The organism is Lactobacillus sp. UBA5813 (assembly GCF_002417895.1).
Classification (GTDB): Bacteria; Bacillota; Bacilli; order Lactobacillales; family Lactobacillaceae; genus Lactobacillus; species Lactobacillus amylolyticus.
Genome location: NZ_DICZ01000035.1, coordinates 1 through 13446, shown reverse-complemented (window position 1 = coordinate 13446; position 13446 = coordinate 1). Strand labels below are relative to the sequence as shown.

12 protein-coding genes are annotated in these 13446 nt (G+C 39.6%); all 12 read left to right on the top strand.

Going from position 1 to position 13446, the window contains the following annotated elements; translation table 11 throughout:
• The first annotated feature begins 44 nt into the window (after positions 1–44).
• The 12 genes from ruvB (at position 45) to trxA (ending at position 13391) form a co-directional block, all read left to right on the top strand.
• Positions 45–1061 (top strand): Holliday junction branch migration DNA helicase RuvB, encoded by a 1017-nt coding sequence (gene ruvB / locus B2008_RS06385; protein ID WP_281829195.1) that lies wholly within the window; start codon positions 45–47, stop codon positions 1059–1061.
• Positions 1062–1194: 133 nt separating this feature from the next.
• The gene (gene yajC / locus B2008_RS06380) at positions 1195–1596 is read left to right on the top strand and encodes a preprotein translocase subunit YajC (RefSeq protein WP_414671998.1); all 402 of its coding nucleotides are present in this window, start codon (positions 1195–1197) and stop codon (positions 1594–1596) included.
• Positions 1597–1704: 108 nt separating this feature from the next.
• Complete coding sequence (gene zwf, locus B2008_RS06375) at positions 1705–3156, top strand: glucose-6-phosphate dehydrogenase (RefSeq protein WP_281829197.1); 1452 nt, start codon at positions 1705–1707, stop codon at positions 3154–3156.
• Positions 3149–4270 carry a DNA polymerase IV gene (gene dinB / locus B2008_RS06370; RefSeq protein WP_281829198.1) on the top strand — a complete coding sequence of 374 codons (1122 nt, stop codon included), beginning with the start codon at positions 3149–3151 and terminating at the stop codon, positions 4268–4270. Before zwf ends, dinB begins: the two co-directional genes overlap by 8 nt.
• A gap of 56 nt (positions 4271–4326) precedes the next feature.
• Positions 4327–5283: a DHH family phosphoesterase gene (locus B2008_RS06365; protein ID WP_281829200.1), complete on the top strand. Its 957-nt coding sequence runs from the start codon at positions 4327–4329 to the stop codon at positions 5281–5283.
• Positions 5276–6637, top strand: a complete 1362-nt coding sequence (locus B2008_RS06360; protein ID WP_281829202.1) for a DEAD/DEAH box helicase — start codon at positions 5276–5278, stop codon at positions 6635–6637. Before B2008_RS06365 ends, B2008_RS06360 begins: the two co-directional genes overlap by 8 nt.
• Before the next feature lie 237 nt (positions 6638–6874).
• Positions 6875–9514 carry an alanine--tRNA ligase gene (gene alaS / locus B2008_RS06355; protein WP_281829203.1) on the top strand — a complete coding sequence of 880 codons (2640 nt, stop codon included), beginning with the start codon at positions 6875–6877 and terminating at the stop codon, positions 9512–9514.
• Between the two features lie 52 nt (positions 9515–9566).
• A complete protein-coding gene (locus tag B2008_RS06350; protein WP_004045418.1) occupies positions 9567–9824 on the top strand; it encodes an IreB family regulatory phosphoprotein in 258 nt (85 codons plus the stop codon).
• Positions 9825–10253 (top strand): Holliday junction resolvase RuvX, encoded by a 429-nt coding sequence (gene ruvX / locus B2008_RS06345; RefSeq protein ID WP_080881193.1) that lies wholly within the window; start codon positions 9825–9827, stop codon positions 10251–10253.
• 1 nt (position 10254) lies between these two features.
• On the top strand, positions 10255–10569 hold the full coding sequence (locus B2008_RS06340) for a DUF1292 domain-containing protein (protein WP_281829207.1): 315 nt from the start codon (positions 10255–10257) through the stop codon (positions 10567–10569).
• Positions 10570–10635: 66 nt separating this feature from the next.
• Positions 10636–12990: an endonuclease MutS2 gene (locus B2008_RS06335; protein ID WP_281829215.1), complete on the top strand. Its 2355-nt coding sequence runs from the start codon at positions 10636–10638 to the stop codon at positions 12988–12990.
• A gap of 89 nt (positions 12991–13079) precedes the next feature.
• On the top strand, positions 13080–13391 hold the full coding sequence (gene trxA, locus B2008_RS06330) for a thioredoxin (protein WP_281829210.1): 312 nt from the start codon (positions 13080–13082) through the stop codon (positions 13389–13391).
• The last annotated feature ends 55 nt before the right edge of the window (positions 13392–13446 follow it).

The following is a 13446-nucleotide window of genomic DNA, read 5'->3' as shown; positions in this document are numbered from 1 at the left end:
GTTATAATGAACATTAGTTTGTAAAAAGTGAGGAAGTGAATTTTGTGGTAGACAAGGAAGACGCGATAACTTTAAGTGAAGCGCAAGATGCGGAAGAAGAACAAGTTGAAATGTCGCTGCGTCCGCAAAGTTTGAATCAATATTTGGGACAAGCACGAGTAAAAAAAGAAATGGCAGTTTATATCAAGGCAGCCAGACAAAGGGATGAAGCATTAGATCATGTTTTGCTTTATGGCCCACCAGGTCTTGGTAAAACTACATTGGCTTTTGTCATTGCGCATGAGTTAGGCGTTCATCTTAAAAGTACATCTGGGCCAGCGATTGAAAAAGCCGGTGATTTGGTGGCACTTTTATCAGAACTGGATCCTGGCGATGTTTTGTTTATTGATGAAATTCACCGTTTGCCTAAACCGATTGAAGAAGTACTTTATTCTGCTATGGAAGATTTCTATGTCGATATTATGATCGGTGAGGGAGAAACGACGCATGCCGTTCATGTTCCACTTCCTCCATTTACCTTAATTGGGGCAACTACTTTGGCGGGACAGCTTTCAGCGCCGCTACGTGATCGTTTCGGTATTGTTGAGCATATGCAATATTACACTGTAGATGAGTTAGAGCAGATTATTCAACGATCCGGCGATGTCTTTCATACTTCTATTGCTCCTGAAGCAGCTCATGAATTGGCTCGTCGGTCTCGGGGAACGCCACGAGTGGCCAACCGTTTGTTAAAACGGGTGCGTGATTTCGCCGAAGTTAAAGGTGAAGATACCATTTCTTTAAAGACAACGGAGCATGCTTTGAAGCAATTGCAGGTTGACGATGAAGGCCTGGATCTGACTGACCGCAAACTTTTGCGTACGATGATCGAAGGCTATGGTGGCGGCCCCGTTGGCATCAGAACTTTAGCAGCAAATGTCGGTGAAGATATTGATACGATTGAATCTTTGTATGAACCATATTTGCTGCAGCATGGCTTTATTTTATTAACGCCGCGTGGTCGAATGGCAACTGACAAAGCTTATGCTCAATTAGGATTACCAAATCCAAATGAAGAATAAGGCAGATTAGAGTGCATCTTAGGTCTGCTTTTTGTATAATAAAAGTAATTGACATTAACATTGATATTTTTATGAGGTGAAAAATTTGAATACTTTATTTTTGGCTAATGCTCAAGGTGGCAGCGGCAATATTATGATGATTGTTGTTTTCGTTATTTTGATCGGATTCATGTACTTTGGCATGATTCGCCCGCAAAAGAAGCAACAACAAAAGAGAATGCAAATGATGGATCAATTGAAGAAGGGCGACCGTGTCGTTTTAGTTGACGGATTGCACGGAAAAGTTGATTCAATCAATGGCAAAGACAATACTGTTGTTATTGACGCTGATGGTATCTACTTGACTTTCAACAGAATGGCTATTCGTCAAGTTTTGCCAGCCGCAGCAGAAAAGCCAGCATCAGCTGAAACTGAAAAGTCAGAATCTCCTGCAGAAGAAAAATCAGCAGAAAAGACTGAAACTAAGGAAGAACCTGAAGCAAAGCCTGAAACTGAAAAGCCAGCAGATGACAATTCAGAAGAAAAGAAAGATTAATCATAAGATAATTTTATGAATAAAAGTGCCTTTGAAAGGCGCTTTTTATTTTGCTAAAAAATTCCTTGTTGTAAAATAAATGTGTTGACTATGAAGTGGAGGTACAAAATGAAAAATATTCCAGTTGTCATGATTATTTTCGGTGGTAGTGGTGACTTGGCACACCGTAAGCTTTATCCTGCATTATTCAATCTTTATGAACAAGGCTTGATTCACGACAATTTTGCTGTTATTGGAACTGCACGTCGTCCTTGGTCGCATGAATACTTACGTGGACAAGTAAGCGATGCAATTCATGAAACTCATACTGAAGTTGATGAAAATGATGTCAAAGACTTTACAAGTCATTTTTACTATCAATCTCATGATGTAACTAATGTTGAACACTATATTACTTTAAAAGAATTGGCTCAAGAACTGGACGATCGTTACAGTGCCCAAGGAAATCGCTTGTTCTACATGGCCATGGCACCAAGATTCTTCGGAACAATTGCCACCCATATTAACGATCAGCATTTGACTGGCAGCGGCTTTAACCGGATTGTTGTTGAAAAGCCATTTGGTCGTGATCTTAAGAGTGCTGAAGAATTAAATAAGCAAATTATCGCTTCATTTTCTGAAAATGAAATCTTTAGAATCGATCACTACCTTGGCAAGGAAATGATTCAAAATATTTTGCCAATGCGTTTTACCAATCCATTGATTAAGAATATTTGGAACAAGGACAATATCGAGAATATTCAAGTTACTTTTGCTGAAAGACTCGGCGTTGAAGCTCGTGGTGAATATTATGAAACTTCAGGTGCTTTGCGTGATATGGTGCAAAATCATATTTTCCAAATCATTACCTTATTGGCAATGCCAGAACCAGAGAATATTTTTTCAGAAGCCATTCACAAGGCAAAGCAAGAATTGCTGGAAAGCTTGATTATTCCAAATGCTGAACAAGTAAAAAAGGACTTTGTTCGAGGCCAATATGCTGGTAGTGACACCACCTTTGCTTATAAGAAAGAACCGAAGGTAAACCCTGATTCTGTAACTGAAACATATGTCGCAGGAAAGGTTAAGTTTGAAAGAGGACCAATTGCCGGTGTTCCAATTTACTTCAGAACTGGTAAGGAATTCAAAGAAAAGAAGAACCGAATTGACATAGTGCTAAAGCATATCAACACTCCATATGGTCAAGCTTATTCCAACAATATTACGATTGAAATTGATCCACAAAGTCGAATTTTTATTACCATCAACGGTAAAAAGATTAGTGAAGAAGGAATTAGAAGAGAAAAGCTTGACTACACTTTCTCTAAGTCTGAATTAGCAGAAGTGCCAGATGGTTATGAACGCCTTCTCCATGATGTTTTTGTCAATGATTCCACTAACTTTACCCACTGGAGCGAATTAAAACGTTACTGGATGTTCATTGATGCAATAGAAGATGCTTGGCAAAAGGAAAACGAAGCTGGCAACCCAGATATCATCCAATACGCACCATATCGGATGGGGCCAACTGAAAGCAACCATATTTTTGAATCTCCAACTGAACATTGGATTTATGAATAATAACGAGAATTTATTACCTAAAAACGACATCCATCGCCGGATTATTCATCTGGATATGGATGCTTTTTACGCTTCAGTGGAAATGCGGGACCATCCCGAATTAAAAAATAAGGCAGTAGTTGTTGCTCATGATCCGCGGGATTTCAATGGTCATGGCGTGATTACGACTGCAAATTATATCGCGCGCAAATATGGCGTTGGCAGTGCTATGCCGGCAATTAAAGCAGTGCAGCTTATTCCAACAGATAAATTAGTCTTTATTCCGCCCAATTTTGACAAGTATCATGCGGTTTCTGATCAAGTCCATGCCATTATGCACGAAGTAACAGATATCATTGAGCCAGTTTCTTTGGATGAGGCATATCTTGATATTACGAAGAATAAACTAGGCGATTACTCTTCAATTCAGTTAGGCAATTACATGCAGCAAAAAGTATATCGCACGACTGGTTTAACTTGTTCATATGGCGTGACTTATAATAAGTTTTTGGCAAAAATGGGTTCTGAATATGCCAAACCATTTGGAAAAACGGTCATTTTGCCCAGTGAAGCCCAATCCTTTTTAGCACAGCAGGATATCAAGAAGTTCCCTGGAGTCGGGAAAAAGATGCAGGCCGTTTTAAGAGAAATGGGGATCAATACTGGTGCCGATTTGCAGCAAAAAAGCGTCAAATTTTTAATTGATCATTTTAAAAAGATGGGTTACGTATTAGCAATGCATTCACGTGGCATAGACTTAAGTCCAGTTGAAGCCAAGAGACAACGGAAGTCGATTGGCAAGGAAAGGACGTTTGAGCCTAGCATTTTTGACCAGCAGCAAGCGCTGACTTTATTAAGAAATTATGCACGAGATGTCAGTCAGATGCTTAAAGAAAAAAATCTGCAAACCAATTGCATCGTCTTAAAATTGCGCAATACCAATTTTCATACGGTTACCCGGCGACGCATGCTGCGGCAAAAGACGCAGGATGAACAGTTGATTTATAGTGAGGCAAAGGCATTATTTGAGACTTTGCCGGAATTTTTAGATCAAGGAATTCGGCTGCTCGGTATCTCGGCTACCAATTTGGAACAAGAAACTTATCGTGAAACTAATCTGTTTTCAACTTTATAAAAAAGACGGTTGTCTGTTACACTAGAGGGTGAGAAAATTAAGGAGAGTTAACGATTATGAGTACTTTTGATGAAATCTACGAAAAAATTAAAGAATATCCTACTATTATCTTGCATCGTCACGCCAGTCCTGATCCAGATGCAATTGGTTCACAAGCTGGTCTTGCTAGAAGCTTGCAAGAAAAATTCCCTGACAAACGTATTTTGTGTGCCGGCGAAAATGACGAAGGAGATTTAGCCTGGATTAATACTATGGATAAGGTCACTAAGAAAGATTATGAAGGTGCTTTGGTAATTACAACTGATACTGCCAACACCACTAGAATTTCCAACAAGCTTTACCGTGAAGGTTCTTTCTTAATTAAAATTGACCACCACCCTGATGTCGATCCATATGCCGATATGAGTTATGTCGATCCAGATGCACCAGCAGCTTCTCAAATTATTGTTGATTTTATTAATGCTGAAAAATTGCCTCTTCCTGAAGAAGTTGCTTATCCGCTTTATGCTGGAATTGTTGGTGATACAGGACGGTTCATGTATCCAGAAACTTCCGCTCATACTTTTGATGTAGTAGCTCAACTTGCCAGAACAGGCATTAATATTACTGAGATTGCTCGTAATATCAGTGATGTTACCTTTGCTCAAGCTAAACTTCAAGCTGCCGTTCTTGACTATATGACAGTTGATCCATGCGGCGCAGCTTATGCTGTTTTAATGCAAAAAGATTTGAAGAAACTTGGCATTACTGATGATCAAGCATCAGTTACTGTTTCTACTCCAGGAAGAATTAAAGATATCAAAGCTTGGAATGTTTTTGTTGAAAAACCAGATGGTACTTTCCGCGTTCATTACCGTTCAAAGGGTCCTGTAATCAACAAATTAGCTGAAAAACATGATGGCGGTGGTCATGCTTTGGCTTCAGGCGCTAATGCCAAAGATATGGATGAAGTAAAGCAAATCTTCGCCGAAGTTGTTGAAGTAACTAAGAAATACAAGGAAGAACATGAATAATACTTTTACTGATTCAAGAATTAAACCTGAACTGCAGGCCGGACTTGAAAAAATTCATTTTACTAAGCCAACTAAAGTTCAGGAACGAGTTATCCCGACCATGCTTTCACGGCAAAATGTGATTGTACAGTCAGCAACAGGTTCTGGTAAGACGCATGCTTATCTAGTACCGGTTTTTAATGATATTGATCTGTCTTCTGACTATGTTCAAGCAATTATTACTGCACCTAGTCGCGAATTAGCCGATCAGCTTTATCAGGTTGCCAAGAGCCTGCGCAAGGCTTCAGGATTGAATATTTCAATCATGCACCTGGCTGGAGGAACTGACCGGGAACGTCAATTAGAAAAAATCGAAAATAAAAAACCGCAACTGGTTATTGCAACGCCAGGTCGTTTGCTGGATTTTGTCCAAAAGAAGATCTTCGCTGTTGATGCCGTGAAGGACTTTATCATTGATGAAGTTGATATGACTTTGGATATGGGCTTTTTAAATGATATCGATCAAGTAGCTGCTAAGTTGCCAAAGGATGTGCTTTTTGCAGCCTTTTCAGCAACTATTCCAGTGAAGCTGGCCAACTTTTTATGTAAGTATATGGCGCATCCTGACGAAATTATCATTGATAATCCAGCAATTATTGCGCCAACAATAAAAAACGATCTTTTGGATGTTGGTTCAAAAGATAAGAAGAACGTTCTTTATCAATTATTAACGATGGGGCAGCCATATTTGGCCTTGGTTTTTGCCAATACAAAGCAAAAAGTTGATGAATTAAACAAGTTTTTGCAGGATCAAGGATTAAAGGTCGCTAAAATTCACGGTGGCATCACTGAACGTGAGCGTAAACGGACTTTGCGCCAAGTTGAACAGGGGCAATTCCAATATGTAGTTGCCAGCGACTTGGCAGCCCGCGGTCTTGACATTGATGGCGTAAGTTTAGTTATCAATTATGAAGTTCCGCGCGATTTGGAATTCGTCATTCACCGGATTGGCAGAACAGGTCGCAACGGTTTGCCAGGTCATGCAGTTACTTTGATTCGCGAAGAAGAGATGAACCGAATTGAAGAGCTGGAAAAGATGGGCGTTCATTTTGATTTTGTTGAAATTAAAAAGGGCGAACTGGTTCCTCGTAAACATTATCGCCGTCGCGACAACCGTGAAGCTAAGAATCGCAACCTTGATACAAAACTGGTTGGTTATGTTAAAAAAGAAAAACGTAAACGCAAGCCAGGCTACAAGGAGAAAATCAAACGTGCTATTCAAGAAGACAATCGTCAAAAGCGCAAGCTTGAACAGCGGCATGAGGTTCGCAAGGCTAAGCGGCAACGTTGCCGTCGGCGTGAGCAGGGACGTTGACAAACTTCGTCTAAGTAGTACAATTATTTTCAGCTTAAGATATGTCTTTTAAAGTTGAATTTCAAAGAGAGAGCTAATTGGTGAGAAAAGCTTAATTCGCTTTAGGGGATGCTCCTTTAAGTATTAATTTTAAAGATAATCAAGAGGTAACAAACACTGTTGCAATCAAGGTGGTACCGCGCACGTAGCGTCCTTGAAACTGCAATGGCGTTTTTTATTTTGGATTAGGAGATAAAAATGAAGAAACTAACAAGTTCAGAGTTTCGGCAAATGTTCTTAGACTTCTTTAAAGAACATGGCCATATGATTATGCCAAGTGCATCACTTATTCCACAAGATGACCGAACTCTTCTTTGGATCAACTCTGGTGTTGCCACAATGAAGAAGTACTTTGATGGTTCAGTTGTTCCTAAGAACCGCAGAATTACTAGTTCACAAAAATCAATCAGAACTAATGATATTGAAAACGTTGGTAAAACTGCTCGTCACCAAACCTTCTTTGAAATGCTTGGTAATTTCTCAGTTGGGGACTACTTCAGAAATGAAGCTATTACTTGGGCTTGGGAATTTTTGACAAGTCCTAAGTGGTTAGGCCTTGATAAGAGCAAGCTTTATTGTACTGTTTATCCAAAAGACATTGATTCACAAAAGGTATGGGAAAAGGCAGGAATGCCTAAAAATCATATCGTTAAGTTAGAAGACAACTTCTGGGATATTGGTGAAGGTCCATGTGGTCCTGATACTGAAATTTTCTATGACCGTGGTCAAGAAAACAATGATGTTGCTGAAGATGACCCTGAAAACTTCCCAGGTGGTGAAAACGCTCGTTACCTTGAAATTTGGAACATTGTTTTCTCACAATACAACCACCTTCCAAATGGCAAATATGTTGATCAGCCACATAAGAATATCGATACTGGTATGGGTCTTGAACGTGTGCTCTCAATTTTGCAAGGCGCACCAACAAACTTTGAAACTGACTTGTTCTTGCCAATTATTCATGCAACTGAAGAGATGACTCCAGGCAAGAAATACGGCGTTAACAAAGCAGATACTACTGCTTTCAAGATCATTGCCGACCACGTTCGTGCCGTAAGTTTTGCTGTTGCTGACGGTGCTCTTCCTTCTAACAATGGTCGTGGCTACGTTCTTCGTCGTTTAATTCGTCGTGCTGATTTGAATGGTCAACGTTTGGGCATTAAAGGTGCATTTCTTTACAAACTTGTTCCAGTTGTTGGTAAAATTATGCAAAGCCACTACCCAGAAGTTATGGATCAAAGAGGCTTCATTGAAAATGTTATTCAAAATGAAGAGGAAAGATTCCAAGCAACTCTTGATTCTGGTTTAACTTTGCTTAATGAATTAATTGCCAAGGCTAAGAAGTCAGACAATAAGACTATTTCAGGCAAGGATGCCTTCAAGTTGTTTGATACTTATGGCTTCCCTTATGAATTAACATTCGAATCAGCTCAAGATGCAGGTCTTAAGGTTGACAAGAAGGGCTTTGATAAAGAAATGCAAGTTCAAAAAGAGCGTGCTCGTAAAGCTCGTGGTGACCTGCAATCAATGGGTCGTCAAGATGTAACCTTGATGAATATCAAGGACAAGTCAGAATTTGAATATGGCAAGTATGAAGAAGACCATGCTAAATTGATTGACATTGTTGTTAATGACAAATTGGTCAACAAGGCTGATGGTGAAGAAGCAACTTTAGTATTTGATAAGACGCCATTTTACGCTGAACGTGGTGGACAAGTTGCCGATCATGGTAATATTTACAACCAAGATGGCGAATTAGTTGCTAAAGTTACAGATGTTCAACATGCACCTAATGATCAAAACTTGCACTTTGTTGATATCATTTTGCCACTTGAAAAGGGCCAAGAATATGTTTTAAAGATTGATCGTGAACGTCGTGAAGGTTTGCGTCACTCTCACACTGCAACTCACTTATTGCACGCAGCTCTTCGTCAAGTTTTAGGTGAACATACTCACCAGGCTGGTTCACTTGTTGAACCTGATTACTTGAGATTTGACTTCACAGCTATGGAACCAATGACTCCACGTGAAATTAAATCAGTTGAAGAATTGGTTAACCAAAAGATCTGGGAAGCAATTCAAGTTAAGACTACTGTCACTACACCAGAAGAAGGCAAGAAGATGGGTGCCTTAGCTTTGTTCAATGGCAAATACGGTGATAAAGTTCGTGTTGTTCAAGTAAGTGACTTCTCATCAGAATTCTGCGGTGGTACTCACTGTGACAATACCAACCAAATCGGTATTTTCAAGATTACTTCTGAATCCGCTGTTGGTGCAGGTATGCGCAGAATTGAAGCCGTAACTTCAAAGAAGGCTTATGAATACTTAGCTTACCGCTCAACTTTACTTGATGATATTCAAGAACATGTTAAGGCTACTAAGCCAGATGGCATTATGGACAAGATCGATTCACTTGAAAGCAGCTTGCATGATGCCCAAAAGCAAGTTGAAGGTTTAACTAAGAAGATCAACCAAGCAAAGGCTGGAGAAATCTTTGACAATGTTCAAAAGGCTGGCGATTTAACAGTTATTGCTGCAACAGCAGACGTTAGCGGTATGAACGACTTGCGTGAACTTGCCGATAGCTGGAAAAGTGGCAACAAGTCTGATGTCTTGGTATTGGCTGCCAAGAATGATGGCAAGGCTAACATGATTATTAGCTTGAATAAGAAGGCTCTTGATAAAGGTCTTAAGGCTGGCGATTTGATTAAGAAAGTCGCTCCAATCTTTGGTGGTGGCGGTGGTGGCCGTCCAAACATGGCTCAAGCCGGCGGTAAGAAGCCAGAGGGCATCGATGAGGCTATTAAGACTGTAATTAGTGAAATTTCTAAGAATTAAATAATTGAGTTTGGCTCTTATTTCAAGTAGAATTGTGACAGGAGGAATAATTATGAGTTCATTAGATAAAACCATGCATTTTGACTTTAACCAAAATAAAGGCAAAAACGTGTATGATACTCTACAAGATGTTTACAATGCGCTCGAAGAAAAGGGCTACAATCCAATTAATCAAATTGTTGGATACTTGCTTTCTGGGGATCCTGCTTATATCCCACGGCATAATGATGCTCGTAATTTAATTCTTAAGCATGAGCGTGATGAAATTATTGAGGAGCTTGTAAAGAGCTACCTTGGCAAAGATAAGTAAATGAGATTAATCGGTTTAGATATCGGCTCCAAAACAGTTGGAGTTGCGGTCAGCGATGAATTGGGGATTACTGCGCAAAAATTAGAGACGATTCCAATTGATGAAAGTAAATTTAACTTTGGAATGCGTCCACTGAAGAAAATTGTGCGCGAATATGATCCTGCAGGATTTGTCTTAGGTCTGCCAAAGAACATGGATGGAACAAGTGGGCATTCAGTAGATCGGAGCAAGGCTTATGGCGAACGTCTGAAAAAGAAGTTTAATCTGCCTGTTTATTATGATGATGAACGATTAACAACAGTGGAATCACGAAGAGTTCTAGTTGAAGAAGCTGGCGTTCATGATCGCAAGAAGCGTAAGCAGGTAATTGATCAGATGGCTGCAGTACTTATCTTGCAAAATTATTTAGACTTACACCGAAAGGATTAAAATGGCAGCAAACATTAATGGTGATGGTGATAAGGACCGTCAAATTACCTTGATTGATGATCAGGGCAATGAAGAATTATATGAGATCTTATTCACTTTCCATTCTGATGACTACAATAAGTCTTACGTACTTCTGTATCCTGCAGCAGTAGGTGATGATGACGATATTGAAGTGCAAGCATTTAGTTATGATGCTGATGATGCAGGCGACGTTACAAGCAGCGACTTGCATGAGATTGAATCAGATGAAGAATGGGATATGGTTCAAGGAGTATTGAATACATTCTTGAGCGATGATCGTTTAAGTGGTGAATAAAACAAAAAGGACTGGCATTGCCAGTCTCTTTTTGTCTTACTTGGAATGTAAAGATAAATAGCTATGATGAACAAAAAAATTTTAGAAATACTTGAATTTCAACGGATCACTGCTCGTTTAAAGGGTTTGGCAATCACAGCTCCTGCTAAAAAGAGGGCAGAACAATTATTGCCAAGTGGTGATTATGAGCAGGTACAAAAACAATTGGATCAAACTTTTGCTTTAAGCAGTCTTTTGAGAGTGAAGGGCAATTTACCATTAACAGACTTTGAAGATGTTGGTCCAAGTACCAAAAGATTAGGTGTAAAAGCAAATTTAAATGCAAAAGAATTAGGCAATTTGTTGCTGGTTTTGACTTTAGCTAATGATGTTAACGGCTTTATGGAAGAAGTCGATGATGAAATTGATCTAAGTTCAGTTGACGAAATTTTGACAGAACTTGATGTACCGGAGACTTTGTTTCATGAATTAAAAAAGTCGGTCGACTATGACGGTGAAGTACTGGATACAGCTTCTACTGCTTTAGCCAGACTGCGTCATGATATCCGCAGCAATGAAGAAGAAATTAAAGCAAAAATGGAAGGCTACACCAAAGGCAATTCTAGTAAGTACTTGTCTGAAGGAATTGTAACTATCCGTGATGATCGCTATGTTATTCCAGTCAAGCAAGAATATCGTGGAAAATTTGGTGGCGTTGTTCATGATCAAAGTGCCAGTGGTCAAACTTTGTTTGTGGAACCAGAAGCAGTTTTGAATTTAAATAATCGGCAGCAAAATCTGGTAGCGCAAGAGCGACAAGAAATTCACCGCATTTTAAAGTCGCTTTCAAATTTAGCACGGATTGAAATTGATCGCTTAAATGCGATTGCTTCAGCTCTGACTGAATTAGATTTTTTGCAGGCTAAAGCGAAGTTGGCAAAGCAAATGAAGGCCTCGCAGCCAAAACTGAGCAAAGATCATTCTTTGAATTTGCTTAAAGCGCGGCACCCATTAATCGATCCGGAAAAGGTAGTACCAAATGATATTCGCTTAGGTGATAAGTTTGATACAATGCTGATTACTGGCCCCAACACTGGTGGTAAAACTATTACTTTAAAAACTGCCGGACTGTTGCAATTAATGGTGCAATCTGGTCTGTTTATTCCAGCTGAAGAAGGCAGCACGGTAGGCGTCTTTAAACAGGTCTATGCTGATATAGGTGATGAACAGTCGATTGAGCAATCACTGAGTACTTTTTCTTCACACATTAACGATATTGTGTACATTATGAAGCATGTCAATGCCGATACTTTAGTTTTAATTGATGAAATTGGTGCGGGAACTGATCCAGAAGAAGGGGCTAGTTTGGCAATAAGCATTTTGGACTTTTTGCGCAAAAAAGATGCCAAAATCATGGTTACCACGCACTACCCTGAATTAAAACTGTATGGCTACAATCGCGAGCGAACAACAAATGCTTCAATGGAATTCGACCTCAAGACGCTGTCGCCGACATACCATTTGCAGATCGGTATTCCGGGGCATAGTAATGCGTTTGCTATTGCACGTCGATTGGGGATGCGTGAAGACGTCGTTCAAAATGCCCAAGGATTAATGAAAGACAGTGACTCTGACATCAATAAGATGATTGAACGCTTGAATGAACAAACAAAGGCTGCAACGGCGGCCCGTAATCGGCTGCAAACTAGTTTGGATCGCAGTCAAAAATTAGAAGAAAAACTGCAAGAGGCACTGGACTGGTACAATCAGCGAGTTCAAAAGCAGCTTGATTTTGCCCAGGAACGAGCTAATGAAGTTGTTGCTAAGCGTCGTAAAAAAGCTGATCAAATTATTAAGCAGCTCGAAAACAGCCGGCAACATATTAAAGAAAATGAGATTATTGATGCTAAAGGTCAGCTTAATAAGCTTGAACGGCAGGAGGCAAACAATTTAGCCCATAATAAAGTCTTGCAGCGTGAGAAGCGTCGCCACCATGTGAATGTTGGCGATAAGGTAAAAGTCCTCTCATATGGGCAAACTGGGACGATTACCAAGAAACTTTCTGAGCATGAATATGAAGTTCAGATTGGAATTATCAAGACCAAAGTTTCCGATCGCGATATTGAAAAAGTAACGGGTGAAAAAACCACGCCAAAGAAGCAAGTACGTGCAACCAGTGGTACTTTGAGAAGAAATAATGCTCATAGCGAACTCGATCTGCGTGGTCAGCGTTATGATGAAGCAATGACGAACTTGGATCGTTATATTGATTCAGTTTTGCTAGCCGGACTTGACTATGTCACAATTATTCATGGAATCGGGACAGGTGCTATTCGTAAAGGTGTATGGCAATACCTGCGTTCAAGCAATCACGTTAAAAGTTTTAATTATGCACCGGCTAATGAAGGCGGCAATGGTGCAACGATTGTCCATTTAAAATAAAAGCAAGCAATCAACTTGTAAAAAGTAAGTAAACTTGCTATAGTATTTTTATAAAGAAAAAAGATTATTGATTAAGAGAGGTAAAAACGATGGTTGATGCAATTACTGACCAAAATTTTGAAGATGAAACTAAAGATGGCGTTGTTTTAATTGATTTCTGGGCAACTTGGTGTGGTCCATGCAAGATGCAATCACCAGTTATTGATCAATTGGCTGAAGAACGTCAAGATGTTAAATTTACTAAGATGGACGTTGATGATAACCAAGATACTGCTAAGAAGTTGGGTATTATGGCTATTCCAACTTTGCTTATCAAGAAGGACGGCAAGATTGTTGACCGTTTGACTGGTTACACCCCAAAAGAAAAATTGAATGCAATCTTGGATCAATATACTGATTAAGTTTGTAATTAAAAAGAGGATTAAGCGTTTGTGCGCAATGTCATTAAGTTAAGAC

Coding starts and splice junctions, on each gene's coding strand:
- yajC (WP_414671998.1), top strand. CDS start 1,195: ATGATGATTGTTGTTTTCGTTATTTTGATCGGATTCATGTACTTTGGC.
- zwf (WP_281829197.1), top strand. CDS start 1,705: ATGAAAAATATTCCAGTTGTCATGATTATTTTCGGTGGTAGTGGTGAC.
- dinB (WP_281829198.1), top strand. CDS start 3,149: ATGAATAATAACGAGAATTTATTACCTAAAAACGACATCCATCGCCGG.
- B2008_RS06365 (WP_281829200.1), top strand. CDS start 4,327: ATGAGTACTTTTGATGAAATCTACGAAAAAATTAAAGAATATCCTACT.
- B2008_RS06360 (WP_281829202.1), top strand. CDS start 5,276: ATGAATAATACTTTTACTGATTCAAGAATTAAACCTGAACTGCAGGCC.
- alaS (WP_281829203.1), top strand. CDS start 6,875: ATGAAGAAACTAACAAGTTCAGAGTTTCGGCAAATGTTCTTAGACTTC.
- B2008_RS06350 (WP_004045418.1), top strand. CDS start 9,567: ATGAGTTCATTAGATAAAACCATGCATTTTGACTTTAACCAAAATAAA.
- ruvX (WP_080881193.1), top strand. CDS start 9,825: ATGAGATTAATCGGTTTAGATATCGGCTCCAAAACAGTTGGAGTTGCG.
- B2008_RS06340 (WP_281829207.1), top strand. CDS start 10,255: ATGGCAGCAAACATTAATGGTGATGGTGATAAGGACCGTCAAATTACC.
- B2008_RS06335 (WP_281829215.1), top strand. CDS start 10,636: ATGAACAAAAAAATTTTAGAAATACTTGAATTTCAACGGATCACTGCT.
- trxA (WP_281829210.1), top strand. CDS start 13,080: ATGGTTGATGCAATTACTGACCAAAATTTTGAAGATGAAACTAAAGAT.